Raw genomic sequence first — 14,901 nt, 5'->3', positions numbered from 1 at the left:
TCAACGGTAGTGCACCGCCCGGCGCGGCGGGTGGGTACCGAGGCCCCGCCCGGACCGTTCAGGACTCGGCCAGGCGCTGCAACGCCGCGACCGCGGTGTCCCGGTTCGCCGTCTCCCAGAACGGCGGCAGCGAGGCGCGCAGGAAGCCGCCGTAGCGGGCCGTGGCGAGCCGCGAATCCAGCACCGCGACCACGCCGCGGTCGTCGGTGGAGCGCAGCAGCCGACCCACGCCCTGCGCGAGGAGCAGTGCCGCGTGGGTGGCGGCCACCGCCATGAAACCGTTGCCGCCGCGCGATTCCACGGCGCGCTGGCGCGCGGTGAGCAGCGGATCGTCGGGGCGCGGGAAGGGGATACGGTCGATCAGCACCAGCGACAGCGACGGTCCCGGCACGTCCACGCCCTGCCAGAGGCTGAGCGTCCCGAACAGCGAGGTCGCCGGATCGGCGGCGAAATCGCGCACCAACTGCCCGGTGTTGCCCTCGCCCTGGCACAGGATCGGCGTATCGATCCGCTCGCGCAGCGCCTCCGCTGCGGCCTTCGCCGCGCGGGTCGAGCTGAACAGCCCCAGAGTGCGACCGCCGGCGGCCTTGATCAGCGTCTCGATCTCGTCCAGGATCGCCGGATTCGTGCCGTCGCGTCCGGGTGGCGGCAGCTTCGTGGCCACGTAGAGGATGCCGGAGCGCGCGTAGTCGAAGGGCGAGCCCACATCGAGGTGGCTCCACTCGATCGCCGCATCCGGCTTCTTGCCGGACGCCAGATCGGGATCGCGCTCGGCCTCCGTGCTGCCCGAGCGGGGCAGGCCCCAGGAACCGGCCACCGTGTCGAAGGCGCCGCCCACCGCCAGGGTCGCAGACGTGAGCACTACCGTCGACTCCCCGAACAACCGGGTGCGCAGGAGTCCGCCCACCGACAGCGGGGCCACGTGCAAGGTTCGGCGGAATCCGCCGCCGCGCACCGGAACATCGGAGGTCCACACCACATCGCGCCGTTTGGACTCGTCGGGTTCGTCGAAGGCGGTGAGCACCCGGACGGCGGTGTCGTGCACCTCGTCGAGCGCGGTGATGGCGGCGCTGCGGGCAGCGGCCGCATCGGGATCGAGGTTGGCGCCGCGCGCCGGACCCACCGCGGTGCGGGTGGCCCATGCGGCGTCCCGGACGGCGGCCAGGGCGGGTCCGGCACCGTCGGGCAGGCCGAGCCAGCGCCGCGTGCCGCAGTCCTCCAACAGACCGGTCAGCCCCTCGGAGGCGGCGACCAGCGCGTCGGCGATCTCCTCCTCGACCAGCTTGCCGGCGCGGCGCGCGGCCGCGGCCACCGTGGTCCCGGTGAGTTCCGCGGTGGCCACCGAGGTCACCCGGTCCACCAGCTCGTGCGCCTCGTCGACCACCACGGCGTCGTGATCGGGCAGCACGTTGACCTCGGTCATGGCATCGATGGCCAGCAGCGCGTGGTTGGTCACCACCACGTCCACCTGCCCGGTGCGCTTGCGGGCCGCCTCGGCGAAACAGTCCTGGCCGTAGGTGCAATTGGTGGCGCCCAGGCATTCCCGCGCGCCCACACTCACCAGCCGCCACGACTGATCGGAGACCGCGGGCGTGAGCTCGTCGCGGTCGCCGGTCTCGGTATCGCTGCTCCACTCGCGGATCCGCTTCATCTCCCGGCCCAGCCGCGAGGCGGCGAACGGGTCGAAGAGCTCCTCGCTGTCGGGCTCGGAGGCCACCGAGCTGTGCAGCTTGTTCAGGCACAGGTAGTTGCCACGGCCCTTGAGGATGGCGAACTCGGGCTCGCGCCCCAGGTCCTTCTTCAGCGCCTTCGACAACCGGGGCAGATCGCGGTCCACCAACTGCTGCTGCAGCGCGATGGTCGCGGTGCTCACCACCACCGTCTTGCCGGTGGTCACCGCGTGCCGGATCGAGGGCACGAGGTAGGCGAGCGATTTGCCGGTGCCGGTACCCGCCTGCACGGCGAGGTGCTCGCCGGTGTCCAGGGAGTGCGCCACCGCCGCGGCCATCCGCACCTGCCCGTCGCGCTTGCTGCCGCCGAGCGCGGAGACCGCGGTGTCCAGCAGTTTCGGCACGATCGGCGGTTCAGTCACCGCGAGGAGTCTACCGGTGGGCGCGCGGCTACAGAGCGGGCGCGCCGGTGCCGTAGCTGTCGCGCTGGTGGGCGTCGAGCAGTTCCGCGAACCGGACCCAGTCGCCCGCGACCGCCGCGTCCAGCACTGCCCGGTGGTCGGCGAGCACGTGGTCGGGATCGCCGGATATCCGGCCGGCGTGGGTGGTGAGGGAGAAGCGCTGGCGGTCGCGCAGCCGGGCGTAGGTCGCCGACATGAGCGAGTTGCCCGCGAGGTCCACGAAGGCCCCGTGGAAGGCCATCGCCGCCTCGGCGAAGGCGGCGAAATCGCCCGACCGCAGCGCCCGCTCCTGTGCCGCCAGGTTCTCCGGCATGCGGTCGGCCAGCTCCGCTCGGCCGGCCGCATCGGATTGCAGGACGCCGGCCGTCTCCAGCGCGTGGCGCAACTGCGCCGATTCCCGGATCTCCTGTGGCGAGAGGCCCTGCACCTGTGCGCCGCGCTGGGCGTAGATGCACACCCAGCCCTCCTCCTGCAGCCGGGTGAGCGCCGCCCGGACAGGGGTGCGGCTCATCGCCAGTTCGGCAGCGAGAGCGTTCTCGCTGAGCATCGTGCCGGGCGCGAAATCGCCGCGCACGATCGCGTCGCGGATGTGCGTGTGGGCGCGCTCGGCAGCACTGGCGGCGTCGGCCATCGGCGTCTCCCTCGGTGCGATCGCGATTCATGGAACCACTGGACGGTACCCCGGAGATTGGGATACAACTAGGATACAAGTTTGCCGAGAGGGGTGGCGATGATCGCGGACGCGGACCGGGCGCACGAGCGGGACCGGGTGCAACGCCGCACCCTGCGCGTGGTCATGGCGGGCCAGGTGATGGGCGGCGCGGGACTCGCCGCCGGCATCACGGTGGGCGCACTGCTCGCCCGGGACATGCTCGGCACCGACGCCCTCGCCGGGCTGCCGGTCGCGATGTTCACCTTCGGCTCGGCGGTCACCGCCTACCTCGTCGGCCGGATCAGCCAGCGGGCCGGACGCCGGGTGGGGCTCGCCGCCGGCTTCGGCGCGGGCGCGGTCGGTGCGGCGGGCGTGGTCCTCGCGGCCGCCCTCGGCAGCGTGCCCCTGCTGTTCGCGTCCTTCCTCGTGTACGGCGCGGGCACCGCCACCAACCTCCAGGCCCGCTACGCCGGCACCGATCTCGCCGCACCGGACCGCCGCGCCACCGCCGTCAGCCTGGCCCTGGTCTCCACCACCCTGGGCGCGGTGGCCGGGCCGAACCTGGTGTCGCCCCTGGGAACCTTCGCCGCCGGGCTCGGGCTGCCTCCCCTCGCCGGCCCGTTCCTGCTCGCGGCCCTCGCGTACGCCGCGGCGGGGCTCGTTCTCGTCCTGCTGCTGCGGCCCGACCCGCTGCTCATGGCCCGCGAGCTCGGGGCGGCGGCCGGGTCGGACGATTCGGCGCCGGACGGCGCACCGTCGGGCGTGCGCCCCGCCGCCCACCTGGGCGCCGCCGTCATGGTGGTCACGCAGATCGGCATGACGGCCGTGATGACGATGACACCGATCCACATGCAGGCCCACCATCACGGACTCGGCGCGGTGGGCATGGTGATCGGCCTGCACATCGCGGGCATGTACCTGCCCTCGCCGATCACCGGGATCCTGGTCGACCGGCTCGGCCGCACACCGATGGTGATCGCCTCCGGGGTGGTGCTCGCGACGGCCGGGGTGGTCGCCGCGCTGGGGCCCGGCGACTCCCTGGCCTGGAACATCGTCGCGCTCGTCCTGCTCGGGATCGGCTGGAACTTCGGGCTGGTGGCCGGCACCGCGCTGGTCGTGGACGGCACCGAACTCGGCAATCGCGCAGCCACGCAGGGGCGGATCGACGTGCTCATCGCTTTGGCGGGCGCGGGCGGAGGCCTGATGTCGGGGATGGTGGTCTCGGCGTGGACCTTCGCGGGTCTCGGCTTCGGCGTCGCGGCGCTGACCGGGATCGCGCTGGTCGCCGCACTGGCCCGCTGGCGTCCGGCGGCTCAGCCCGCGAGGTGAGCGAGGAGGGCGCGCGCCATCGCGCCCGCCGCCGCCGACGGTGCCGTTCGTGTGGCCAGGGACAGGTGCGTGCGGGCCGACCTGGCGAGCGGGATCGTCGTGCTGCCGGGGCGGCCGCCGGCCATCGACTCGGTGAGGATCGCCACGCCCGCGCCCCGATCGGCGAGCGCGAGCAACGCCTCGGGGGAGTGGGCCTGCACCGCGGGCGCCACCGCGCTGCGTTCCGCGGCGCAGGTGATCTCCAGTGCCGTGCGGACACCGGTCCCGGGTGGCAGGCAGAGCACCGTCTCGCGGGCCAGGTCCGCGCAGGTCACCGCGGAGCGCGCGGCCCAGGCGTGATCACGGGGCACCACCGCAACCAGCGGCTCCCGGATCAAGGTGTGCGCCACCACCTCCGGGGGAAGCGGCTCCGCGTGGGCCAGCAGGATCACATCGAGCCGGCCGGCACGCAGATCGGCCAGCAGATCGTCCGAATTGCCCTCCGCCACTTCGACCGTGACGCCGGGGTGCGCACGCCGGAAGTCGGCGAAGCCCGCCAGGTATCCGGGAATCGTGCAGCCGATCACCGTGCCCACCCGCACGTGTCCGGTGACCACGCCCGTCAGATCGTCCGCGGCGGCGCGGATCGCCTCGATCGCTGCTCCCGCGGCCCGGGCGTGCGGGAGCAGTGCGCTGCCCTCGGGGGTGGGTCGCACGGCGCGGCCGGTGCGGTCCAGGAGCCGGTGGCCGAGCTCCCGTTCCAGCTTGGCCACCTGGGCGGACACCCCGGACTGGCTCACGTGCAGGGCCTCCGCGGCCGCGGTGAACGATCCGTGATCGACCACCGCGACCAGATAGCGCAGCTGATGCAGCTCCATAACCAGTGATGCTAGTAGTCAGTAGATCCAGCTGTTGGACTAATGCGTGCGTGGGCGGCACCGTGGAGGACATGACCGAGAAGATGACACCCCGCCGCCTGGCCGAGATCTACTTCGATTGCTGGGCCGCCGCGGATTTCGCGCCGCTGCGCCCGCACCTCGCACCCGATTGCGCCTTCACCGGCGTCTTCGGCACCGCACACGGCCCGGACGAGTTCCTGCGCGGACTCGCCGGGATGGCCGCCGCCACCGACTCGATCGCGGTGCGCGCCCGCGTCGCCGACGATGCGGACGTGATCACCTGGTTCGATCTCGCCATGGGTGGAGCGCCCGCCACCGCGGTCGCGAACTGGACCCACGTCGAGAACGGGCTGATCGCCGCCGTCAACGTCACCTTCGATCCGCGGGAGATCCTCGCCGCGTCGGCGTAGGGGCTCGCCTACGCTGGACGAATGACCGACACCGCCGCCGATGGCCGCCGCTACAACGGTGTCTCCGCCGAGGCGCGCCGGGACGAACGCCGAGCCCGCTTCCTGGACGCGGCGCTCACCGTGGCGGCCAGGGACGGTGTCGCGGCGGTGAGTGCGCGAGCGCTGTGCGCCGAATCGGGACTGCACGCCCGCTACTTCCGGGAGGCCTTCGCCTCCTCCGATGAGGCCCTCGAGGCGGCGTTCGACGGATTCACGCTCGCCGTGATGGGCTCGGCTACCGAGGAGATCGCCGCGGTCCCCGCCGATGCCCCCGACGCCCTGATCCGCCGGGTGCGCGCCGGAGTGCACGCCTGTCTCGTAGCGATGGAGGCGGACCCGCGCCGCGCCGCGCTGCTGGTCGGCGCGGACACCCACACCGGTCTGCACGCGCGGCGCGAGGCGCTCGTCGACCTCCTCGTGGCGGCGATGGCGGCCCAGGCCAAGGAGATGTTGGACGATCCGCCCGACGACCACGACGCCCTGCTCTCGGCGCGACTGATCGCGGTCGGCGGCCTGCACCTCGGGATCGCCGCGCGCAGCGGCCGCATTCCCGCCACGACGGAGCAGGTCGAGGACATCATGGTGGCCTCCATCCTCGGTAACCGTGATCTGGCCGCCGTGTTGCGGCAGGTCAGAGGTGGTTCCGACTAGCGCAGCGAGATTCTCAGGATTCTGGCCACGCTATGTGGCCAGAATGGGTTAGGCTCGGATCATGACCACGGCACCGAGCACCTCCCAGGCAGTCGCGCCCGAGCGCTTCGACCGCGACCCCGAGTGGGCTGCGCGCACCGTTCTGCCGCTGCGCATCCTGCAGCGCGATCGCCGCCCCTTCGCGCCCGAGGAGATCGACTGGGCCCGCGAGGCCGTGGATCGCGGAGACGAGCTGGGCAACCGTCTCGCGCTGGCGATGATCGACGACCGCGCCTTCTCCATGCGCGACCTGGACGCGGCGCTGGAGACCGGCCGGACCGAGATCCCCGCCCTGCGTGAACTTCTCGATGCGGTCGGCCCCGAATCCACGCCCGACTGGGTGGACTTCGACGCCTGCCGCCGCGGCGCCGCGGTGTGCCGCCGTTCGGGCTCGCTCGGGCTCGACGTGCTGGCCACGGCGTCGCTGATGACGGGGTACACCACCTCCGCCACCACCCGCCAGCTCGTCGCCACCGGCCGCATGGTGGAGGGGGTCGACGCCCGCATCCACGAGACCACGCAGTGGTGGTCGCAGATCATCGCGCCGGGCGATGCCATGCGGCCGCAGCACTCCGCGTGGCGTGCGGCGGTGAAGGTGCGCGTGATCCACGGCCTCGCCAACACCACGCTGCTGCGGCGCGCCGATTGGGACCGCGCCGCCTGGGGAGTCCCGATCAACCAGTCCGACCAGCTCGGAACGCTCGGGCTGTTCTCCACCTCGTTCCTGGTGGCGCTGCGCGCCCTGGGCATGCCCGTGTCCGCAGCGGAGGGACGCGATGTGATGGCGCTGTGGCGCTACGTGGGCTGGCTGCTCGGCATCGACGAGCACGTGCTCCCGGCCACCGAGGGGGAGGGCCGCCGGCGGATGGTCCAGATCGGGCAGTACTCGCCGGGCCCGGACGCCGACAGTGCGGTGCTCGGCCGCGCCCTCTACGGCAACTGGGGGCGGCACAACTACCCCGTGCTGCAGGGGCTGCGCCGCAAGATCCACCAGCGCTACCTCGGCAGCCTCGAAACGGTCTTCGCCGGACCGTGGGGGATGCGCGATCTCGGCATCCCGATGGACCTGCCCTGGGCCGTCGGCGTGACCTGGGCGCAGCACGGCCCGGTGCAGTTCGCCGCGCGCCTGTCGCCGGCCGTGCGGCACTGGGCCACTCGGCGCGGCGAGCAGCAGATCGCCACCTGGCTGGGGCGCAATGCCCCGGCGGCCTAGCGGATTCGCCTAGACGACGGTGATCCCCGCCGCGGAGAACTCGGCGAGCGCCGCGCGGGTGGACTCCGGCGCGACGCCCGCGGTGTACTCCGCGAGCACGCGCACCGTCAGGCCCGCGGCCAGCGCGTCGAGCGCCGTGGCGCGCACGCAGTAGTCGGTGGCGATACCCACCACGTCGACCGATGAGACATCATGCGCCGCGAGCCATTCCGCGAGCGAGGCGCCATCGGCGTCGTGCGCCTCGAAGCCGGAGTAGGCCGCCGAGTACGCACCCTTGCTGAACACCGGCACCCGCAACGGAAGCCGCAGGTTCGGGTGGAACTCGGCACCCGATGTGCGCGCCCGGCAGTGAACGGGCCAGGAATCCACGAAGTCGGGAGTCGCCGAGAAGTGCGCGCCCGGATCGATGTGCCAGTCGCGGGTGGCCACGATCGTCGGATACCGCTCCAGCAGGTCGTCGTGGACTCGCCGGGCCACGGCCGCGCCGCCCGCCACCGCGAGCGAACCGCCCTCGCAGAAGTCGTTCTGCACGTCCACCACGATCAGCGCGTTGCCGCGCCCGTCGCTCATCGCTTGCCCTCGTACCGCGTCGTGATCGCCGGCTCGCCGTGCGAGAGGCCCAGGCCCTCCCAGGGCAGCGTCACCATCGCCTTCCGCAGGTGGTCCCGGGCGTCCTCGAGGCCGGGCAGGCCGGGCACGGTGTCGCCGCCGCGGACCAGCGGGATCTGCAGCTCGGTGGCCGTGAGGTGGGCGGGCACCGTGGGCGTCGATCCCACCGGGAAGAGCACCTCCTCGACGATGGTGCCGGTGCTGCGCGCCAGCCGCAGCGAGCGCTTCTCGCCGCCCACGGTCTCCTTGTGCGAGCTGCGCTTGGCCACGGGGATCCCGTCCACCTGCACCAGCTTGTAGACCATGCCCGCGGTCGGCGCTCCCGAGCCCGTGACCACCGAGGTGCCCACGCCGTACACGTCGATCGGCTCCGCGCGGAGTGCGCCGATCGCGTACTCGTCCAGATCGCCCGAGACCACGATCTTCGTCTTCGGTGCGCCGAGCTCGTCGAGCTGGGTGCGCACCTGGCGCGTGATGATGCCCAGGTCGCCCGAGTCGATGCGCACGCCGCCCAGTTCCGGGCCCGCGGCGCGGACGGCGCGGTTGACGCCCTCGGTGATGTCGTAGGTATCCACCAGCAGCGTGGTCCCCGGACCCTGCGCCGCCACCTGCGCGGCGAAAGCGGCCTCCTCATCGGGGCCGTCCGGGCCGGTGTGCAGCAGCGTGAAGGCGTGCGCGGCGGTGCCGCCCGACGGTACGCCGTAGGTGCGCGCCGCCTCCATGTTCGAGGTGGTGGTGAAGCCCGCGAGGTACGCCGCGCGCGCCGCCGCCACAGCCGCCTGCTCGTGCGTGCGGCGCGAGCCCATCTCGATCAGCGGACGCCCCGCCGCGGCGGAGACCATGCGCGCTGCGGCCGAGGCGATCGCGCTGTCGTGGTTGAGGATCGACAGGAACAGCGTCTCCAGGATCACACCCTCGGCGAAGCTCGCGCGGACCGTGAGGATGGGGGAGCCCGGGAAGTACAGCTCGCCCTCGCGGTAGCCGTCGATCTCGCCGGTGAACCGGAAGTCGCGCAGCCAGGCCAGGGTGTCGGCGTCGAGGAAGCGCTCGGCCACCGCCAGCTCGGCCGGGCCGAACCGGAACCGCTGGAGCGCCTCCAGTGCGCGTGCCGTCCCCGCCACCACGCCGTACCGCCGCCCGGCGGGCAGCCGCCGCGCGAAGACCTCGAAGACGCACGGCCGGTGCGCCGTGCCGTCGCGCAGCGCGGCGGCCAGCATGGTCAGCTCGTACTGGTCGGTGAGCAGCGCGGAACTGGGCGCTGCGCCCCCGTGCGCATCGGACGGGGAGTTCTTCGAACGGGCTGTGTCATCCACGGTCACACTGGGTACCCTAGAACCATGAGCGACAGCAGCGCAGCCGCACCGGGCTCCCCGGGCGTCAGCGGGCAACCCGGCTCGGCCGCCACCCTGGAGCGGGAGACCGACCAGGCGATCGACAAGCCGTGGGTCACCGTGGTCTGGGACGATCCGGTGAACCTCATGTCGTACGTGACCTTCGTCCTCCGGAAGATCTTCGGCTACAGCACCTCCAAGGCCAAGGAACTGATGATGCAGGTGCACACCGAGGGCAAGGCCGTGGTGTCCACCGGCGATCGCGACAAGGTGGAGGGCGACGTCCGCAAGCTGCATGCGGCCGGCCTGTGGGCGACGATGCAGCGCGACAGCTGAGTGCGTAACTGGCAGGCGAAGCGGGGCGTACGCGGTCTGCGCTACGTCTCGAAGATGGAACCCGAGGAGGTCGGCCTCGTCCGATCGCTCGTCGGATCACTCGTCGAGCTCCTCGACGAACGGGAGGGCTCGGCCCCGCACGACGAACTCGCCGAGCTCACCGGTCTGCGCACCGGGCATGCGGAGCCCCCGGAGGAGCCGGTGCTCGACCGGCTGCTGCCCGACTTCTACCGCCCCGGAGCCGATGCACCGGGTGCCGTGGACGCACCCTCGGGCGAGTTCGCGCACGACCTCAACGCGGCGCTGCGTTCGCTCAACGAACCCGAGGTGATCGACGCCAAACGCGATGCGGCGCAGACCGTGCTCGCCACCCTGCCCGAGCGCGCGGGCACCGTCTCGCTCACCGAGGACGAGGCCCGCGACTGGCTGACCTGTGTCAACGACCTGCGGCTCGCGCTCGGTGCGCTCCTCGGCATCACCGCCGACCTGCCCGACGGTGCGACGCCCGACGATCCGGCCAAGGCGGGGCACGTGGACGTGTACCACTGGCTGTCGGCGCTGCTCGACGTGCTGGTGTCCGTGATGCTGGACCACGAGCCGGAATAGGCCGCGCGCAGCGGGGGTTGACCAGGACGTGACCGAGCAGACCGGCCCGCACGCACTGCGCATCCGCCGCGACCTGGTGGACGCGATGATCGCGCACGCGCGCCGCGATCACCCGGACGAGGCCTGTGGCGTGATCGCCGGTCCCGAGGGCTCCGACCGCCCCGACCGGTTCGTCGAGATGCTCAACGCCGAACGCTCGCCCACCTTCTACCGGTTCGATTCGGGGGAGCAGCTCACCGTATGGCGCGAGATGGACGCCCGCGACGAGGAACCCGTGGTGATCTACCACTCGCACACCGCCACCGAGGCCTATCCGTCGCGCACCGATGTCAGCTACGCCTCCGAGCCGAATGCGCACTACGTGCTGATCTCCACCCGCGACCCCGAGACCGCCGAGGTGCGCAGCTACCGCATCGTCGGCGGCGTCGTCACCGAGGAACCCCTAGAGATCGAGGAATCCTGATGCCCGTCACCGTGTCCATCCCCACCATCCTGCGGCCGCACACCGGCGGCGAGAAGCGCGTACCCGCCGACGGTGCCACCCTCGGCGCCGTGATCGACGATCTGGAGTCCCGCCACCCCGGCCTCAAGGACCGGCTCGTGGACGAGGGGAAGCTGCATCGCTTCGTCAACGTCTACGTCGACGATGAGGACGTGCGGTTCACGGGCGGCCTCGACACTCCCGTCGCCGACGGCGGAACCGTGACGGTGCTGCCCGCGGTGGCCGGCGGCTGACGGTGGCCCGGTTCGATTCGCTGCTGCACTCGCTCGGTGGAACACCGCTGGTCGGGCTGCCGCGGCTCTCGCCCCGCTGGGAGGAATCGGCGGGCTCGGCGGGGGAGACGCTGCCGCACGTGCGGCTGTGGGCCAAACTCGAGGACCGCAATCCCACCGGATCGATCAAGGACCGACCGGCGCTGCGGATGATCGAGGAGGCCGAGGCCGCCGGGCGGCTGCGCCCCGGCGACACCATCCTCGAACCCACGTCGGGGAACACCGGCATCAGCCTCGCGATGGCGGCCAAGCTCAAGGGCTACCGGCTGATCTGCGTGATGCCGGAGAACACCTCCGCCGAACGGCGCCAGCTGCTCACCATGTACGGCGCGCAGATCATCCCCTCGCCCGCGGCCGGCGGGTCCAACCGCGCCGTCGCCGACGCCAAGGAGCTCGCCGCCGAGCACCCCGACTGGGTGATGCTCTACCAGTACGGCAATCCCGCCAACGCCCGCGCGCACTACGAGGGCACGGGCCCGGAACTGCTCGCCGACCTACCCGAGATCACTCACTTCGTGGCCGGTCTCGGCACCACCGGCACCCTCATGGGCACCGGCCGCTACCTCCGCGAGAACGTGCCGGATGTGCAGATCGTGGCCGCCGAACCGCGCTACGGCGAGCTGGTCTACGGGCTCCGCAATCTCGATGAGGGCTTCGTGCCCGAGCTGTACGACGAGTCCGTGCTCACCCGCCGGTTCTCGGTGGGCGCGTACGACGCGGTGCGGCGCATGCGGCAGCTGATCGACGACGAGGGGATCTTCGCCGGCGTCTCCACCGGTGGGGTGCTGCACGCCGCGCTCGGCGTCGCGAATAAGGCCCTGACCTCGGGCGAACGTGCCGATGTGGCCTTCGTGGTGGCCGATGCGGGATGGAAGTATCTGTCGACCGGCGCGTACGACGGTAGCGTGGAGGATGCCGAAGAGGCCCTGGAGGGCCAGCTCTGGGCGTAGCCCACCCGGAGAGTGAGGCGAAGGAGGTTCGCCGTGACGCTATCGACCAACGACGGTTCGTCCACGCGCTCCGGGCCGGGATGGCTCGCCGGGCGTCGCGTGGGCCGCGCCGCGGCCGCGATCATCGCCTTCGTCGCCCTGCTCTGGGTGCTCGAGGGCGTCGACACCGTGATGAACAACGCACTCGACCAGTGGGGCATCCGCCCGCGCCAGGAGGAGGGGCTGCGCGGTATCGCCTTCGCGCCGCTGCTGCACGGCGGCTGGCAGCACCTGGCCGCCAACTCGGTCCCCGCTCTCGTGCTCGGCTTCGTCGGGCTGGTGGCGGGCGCCGCCCGGTTCGTCGTGGCCACGGCCCTGATCTGGCTGTTCTCGGGCGCCGGCGTGTGGCTCACGGGTGGAACCAACACCCTCGTGGTCGGACTGTCCGGCGTGATCTTCGGCTGGATGACCTACCTGGTGGCCCGCGGCCTGTTCACCCGCAAGATCGTCGACGTGGTGGTGGGTGTGGCACTGCTCGTGGTGTACGGCGGCATGCTGTGGGGCGTCTTCCCCGGCGACCCCGGGATCTCGTGGCAGGCGCATCTGTGGGGTGCCGTGGGCGGCGTGATCGCCGCGGTCTGGCTCGGCCGCCGGTCGCGGGCCGCGGTGCGGTCGCGTAAATCCAGTGAGGTCGGCTCGATTGCCTCGTGACGATCGTGGATCTGGCACGATGAGCGGCATGCGACTCACCATCCTCGGGTGTTCGGGCAGCGTCGGCGGTCCGCAGGCGGCCTGTTCCGGTTATCTCCTGCAGGTGGACGGGCACGAGCCGGTGGTGATGGATTTCGGTCCCGGTGTTCTCGGTGAGCTCCAGCAGCGCATCGATCCGAACTCGGCCTCGGTGATGCTCTCGCACCTGCACGCCGACCACTGCCTCGACCTGCCCTCGCTCCTGGTGTGGCGCCGCTATCACCCGACGCCGGCGAGCGGCCGCGCCCGCCTGATCGGTCCGGCCGACACCCCCGAACGGATCGGCCGCGCCTCGGCGGAGACCGCGTCGCTGTTCGACGACATCACGGACACCTTCGATTTCGGTTCGTGGACCGAAGGAGAAGACCTCGCCGTCGGCGGGTTCACGGTGCGTCCCTACCGCATGTACCACCCGCCGGAATCCTTCGGCCTGCGGATCACCGCGCCCAGCGGCCGGACACTCGCCTACACCGGCGACACCGGTACCTGCGACAACCTGGTCGAGTTGGCGCGCGGCGTCGATGTGCTGCTGGCCGAGGCCAGTTGGACGCACGATCCCGGTAATCGCCCGCTCGGGGTGCACCTGTCGGGCATCGAGGCCGGCGAAGCCGCGCAGGCCGCGGGCGTGGGACGGCTGCTGCTCACCCACATCCCGCCGTGGACGTCGAAGGAGGCCGTGGTCGAAGAGGCCAAGTCGGTCTACGACGGCCCCGTGGACGCGGTCAACGGCGGCGACGTCTTCGACCTGTAGGTCCACAACCCGTAGAGCGCGGTCCCGGTCGGGCGATAGGGTGGTGTGGTGAGCAGACGCGCAGACGGCCGAGCCGACGACGAACTCCGCCCCGTGACCGTCACCCGGGGATTCACCCAGAACCCCGCGGGTTCGGTGCTCGTGGAGTTCGGCAACACCAAGGTGCTGTGCACCGCGAGCGTCGAACTCGGCGTTCCGGGGTGGCGCCGCGGATCGGGCCAGGGCTGGCTGACCGCGGAGTACTCGATGCTGCCCGGCGCCACGCACGAGCGCAGCCGCCGCGAGTCCACCAAGGGCAAGGTGGGCGGCCGCACCCACGAGATCTCCCGCCTCATCGGCCGGTCGCTGCGCGCCTGCATCGACCTGGCGGCCCTGGGGGAGAACACCATCGCCATCGACTGCGATGTGCTGCAGGCCGACGGCGGTACCCGTACCGCGTCGATCACCGGCGCCTACGTGGCGCTGTGCGACGCCGTGACCTACCTCGGCGCAGCCGGCAAGCTGACCGACCCGCAACCGATCTCGTGCGCCATCGCCGCCGTCTCGGTGGGCGTGGTGGACGGCCGGGTCCGGCTGGACCTGCCGTACGAGGAGGACTCGCGCGCGGAGGTCGACATGAACGTGGTCGCCACCGACACCGGCACCCTGGTCGAGGTGCAGGGCACCGGCGAGGGCGCCACCTTCGCCCGCACCACATTGGATTGGATGCTCGATTCGGCGGTCGCCGGCACCGAGCAGCTGTTCGCGGTGCAGAAGGAGGCGCTCGCGGCGCCGTACCCGGGCGTGCTGCCCGAGGCCGAGGGCGAGCCGAAGAAGAAGTTCGGGCAGTGACCCGGCTGCTGCTGGCCTCGCGCAACGCCAAGAAGCTGCGCGAGCTGCGGCAGGTGGTGGCCGATGCCGGGATCGTGGGCCTCGAGGTGGTCGGCCTCGACGAGGTGCCCGCCTTCGAGGAGCTTCCCGAGGATGCGCCCTCGTTCGAGGGCAATGCGCTGATCAAGGCCCGGCAGGGCTTCGAGCGTACCGGGCTGCCCTGTCTCGCCGATGATTCCGGAATCTGCGTGGACGCGTTGAACGGCATGCCCGGCGTGCTCTCGGCGCGCTGGTCCGGTCGGCACGGCGACGATCCGGCGAACACGGCGCTCGTGCTCGCGCAGACCTCGGACGTGCCGGACGAGCGCCGCGGAGCCGAGTTCGTCTCCGCCTGTGCGCTGGTGCACGGCCCGGGGGAGGCGGGGGAGATCACGGTACGCGGCACCTGGCGCGGATCGCTGCTGCGGGAACCGCACGGCGACGGCGGATTCGGCTACGACCCGGTGTTCCTCCCCGAGGGCTCCGAGCGCACCGCGGCCGAGCTCGCCCCCGAGGAGAAGAACGCGATCAGCCACCGGGCCCGCGCACTCGCGCAGCTGGTGGAACCGTTGCGCGAGCTCGCGGCGCGCGTCCCCGATGAAGGGTCTTCCGCGGGGTAACGTC

The 14,901-nt window shown here is 72.0% G+C and carries 18 protein-coding genes; 13 read left to right on the top strand and 5 right to left on the bottom strand.

What is annotated here, in order from left to right:
- Positions 1–58: 58 nt before the first annotated feature.
- Together TTY48_RS21070 and TTY48_RS21065 are read right to left on the bottom strand one after the other, a co-directional pair.
- The gene (locus TTY48_RS21070; protein ID WP_220659557.1) at positions 59–2,092 is read right to left on the bottom strand and encodes an ATP-dependent DNA helicase; all 2,034 of its coding nucleotides are present in this window, start codon (positions 2,090–2,092) and stop codon (positions 59–61) included.
- A 28-nt stretch (positions 2,093–2,120) separates the two neighbouring features.
- Complete coding sequence (locus TTY48_RS21065; protein ID WP_220659556.1) at positions 2,121–2,762, bottom strand: GntR family transcriptional regulator; 642 nt, start codon at positions 2,760–2,762, stop codon at positions 2,121–2,123.
- A 99-nt stretch (positions 2,763–2,861) separates the two neighbouring features.
- Between TTY48_RS21065 and TTY48_RS21060 the strand changes: the two genes are divergently transcribed.
- Positions 2,862–4,112: an MFS transporter gene (locus TTY48_RS21060; RefSeq protein ID WP_220659555.1), complete on the top strand. Its 1,251-nt coding sequence runs from the start codon at positions 2,862–2,864 to the stop codon at positions 4,110–4,112.
- Here TTY48_RS21060 and TTY48_RS21055 read toward each other — a convergent pair.
- The gene (locus TTY48_RS21055; protein ID WP_220659554.1) at positions 4,097–4,969 is read right to left on the bottom strand and encodes a LysR family transcriptional regulator; all 873 of its coding nucleotides are present in this window, start codon (positions 4,967–4,969) and stop codon (positions 4,097–4,099) included. The genes TTY48_RS21060 and TTY48_RS21055 overlap by 16 nt on opposite strands.
- A 71-nt stretch (positions 4,970–5,040) precedes the next feature.
- Between TTY48_RS21055 and TTY48_RS21050 the strand changes: the two genes are divergently transcribed.
- The 3 genes from TTY48_RS21050 (at position 5,041) to TTY48_RS21040 (ending at position 7,342) form a co-directional block, all read left to right on the top strand.
- The gene (locus TTY48_RS21050) at positions 5,041–5,400 is read left to right on the top strand and encodes a nuclear transport factor 2 family protein (RefSeq protein ID WP_220659553.1); all 360 of its coding nucleotides are present in this window, start codon (positions 5,041–5,043) and stop codon (positions 5,398–5,400) included.
- A gap of 21 nt (positions 5,401–5,421) precedes the next feature.
- Complete coding sequence (locus TTY48_RS21045; protein WP_220659552.1) at positions 5,422–6,090, top strand: hypothetical protein; 669 nt, start codon at positions 5,422–5,424, stop codon at positions 6,088–6,090.
- 61 nt (positions 6,091–6,151) lie between these two features.
- On the top strand, positions 6,152–7,342 hold the full coding sequence (locus TTY48_RS21040) for an oxygenase MpaB family protein (protein ID WP_220659551.1): 1,191 nt from the start codon (positions 6,152–6,154) through the stop codon (positions 7,340–7,342).
- A gap of 9 nt (positions 7,343–7,351) precedes the next feature.
- Here TTY48_RS21040 and TTY48_RS21035 read toward each other — a convergent pair whose 3' ends face one another.
- Together TTY48_RS21035 and TTY48_RS21030 are read right to left on the bottom strand one after the other, a co-directional pair.
- Positions 7,352–7,912: an isochorismatase family protein gene (locus TTY48_RS21035; RefSeq protein ID WP_220659550.1), complete on the bottom strand. Its 561-nt coding sequence runs from the start codon at positions 7,910–7,912 to the stop codon at positions 7,352–7,354.
- A complete protein-coding gene (locus TTY48_RS21030) occupies positions 7,909–9,264 on the bottom strand; it encodes a nicotinate phosphoribosyltransferase (RefSeq protein WP_255585902.1) in 1,356 nt (451 codons plus the stop codon). The genes TTY48_RS21035 and TTY48_RS21030 overlap by 4 nt, the downstream gene beginning before the upstream one ends.
- 24 nt (positions 9,265–9,288) lie before the next feature.
- Between TTY48_RS21030 and clpS the strand changes: the two genes are divergently transcribed.
- The 9 genes from clpS to TTY48_RS20985 are packed head-to-tail and all read left to right on the top strand — an operon-like array spanning position 9,289 to position 14,897.
- Positions 9,289–9,618: an ATP-dependent Clp protease adapter ClpS gene (clpS, locus tag TTY48_RS21025; protein ID WP_220659548.1), complete on the top strand. Its 330-nt coding sequence runs from the start codon at positions 9,289–9,291 to the stop codon at positions 9,616–9,618.
- On the top strand, positions 9,619–10,224 hold the full coding sequence (locus tag TTY48_RS21020) for a DUF2017 domain-containing protein (protein ID WP_220659547.1): 606 nt from the start codon (positions 9,619–9,621) through the stop codon (positions 10,222–10,224).
- 28 nt (positions 10,225–10,252) lie between these two features.
- On the top strand, positions 10,253–10,687 hold the full coding sequence (locus TTY48_RS21015) for a M67 family metallopeptidase (RefSeq protein WP_255585865.1): 435 nt from the start codon (positions 10,253–10,255) through the stop codon (positions 10,685–10,687).
- Positions 10,687–10,959, top strand: a complete 273-nt coding sequence (locus TTY48_RS21010) for a MoaD/ThiS family protein (protein ID WP_220659546.1) — start codon at positions 10,687–10,689, stop codon at positions 10,957–10,959. Before TTY48_RS21015 ends, TTY48_RS21010 begins: the two co-directional genes overlap by 1 nt.
- A gap of 2 nt (positions 10,960–10,961) precedes the next feature.
- Positions 10,962–11,948, top strand: coding sequence for a PLP-dependent cysteine synthase family protein (locus TTY48_RS21005; protein ID WP_220659545.1), 987 nt, complete (start codon positions 10,962–10,964; stop codon positions 11,946–11,948).
- Between the two features lie 33 nt (positions 11,949–11,981).
- Complete coding sequence (locus tag TTY48_RS21000) at positions 11,982–12,638, top strand: rhomboid family intramembrane serine protease (protein WP_220659544.1); 657 nt, start codon at positions 11,982–11,984, stop codon at positions 12,636–12,638.
- 28 nt (positions 12,639–12,666) lie between these two features.
- The gene (locus TTY48_RS20995) at positions 12,667–13,428 is read left to right on the top strand and encodes a cyclic nucleotide-degrading phosphodiesterase (RefSeq protein WP_220659543.1); all 762 of its coding nucleotides are present in this window, start codon (positions 12,667–12,669) and stop codon (positions 13,426–13,428) included.
- Positions 13,429–13,476: 48 nt separating this feature from the next.
- On the top strand, positions 13,477–14,259 hold the full coding sequence (gene rph, locus TTY48_RS20990; RefSeq protein WP_220659542.1) for a ribonuclease PH: 783 nt from the start codon (positions 13,477–13,479) through the stop codon (positions 14,257–14,259).
- Complete coding sequence (locus tag TTY48_RS20985; RefSeq protein ID WP_220659541.1) at positions 14,256–14,897, top strand: non-canonical purine NTP pyrophosphatase; 642 nt, start codon at positions 14,256–14,258, stop codon at positions 14,895–14,897. The genes rph and TTY48_RS20985 overlap by 4 nt, the downstream gene beginning before the upstream one ends.
- The last annotated feature ends 4 nt before the right edge of the window (positions 14,898–14,901 follow it).

Origin of the sequence: Tsukamurella sp. TY48 (assembly GCF_019656655.1) — a bacterium.
Taxonomy (GTDB): Bacteria; Actinomycetota; Actinomycetes; order Mycobacteriales; family Mycobacteriaceae; genus Tsukamurella; species Tsukamurella strandjordii.
The sequence above is the reverse complement of the archived record's forward strand: the minus strand, read 5'-3'. Positions and strand labels throughout refer to the sequence as shown.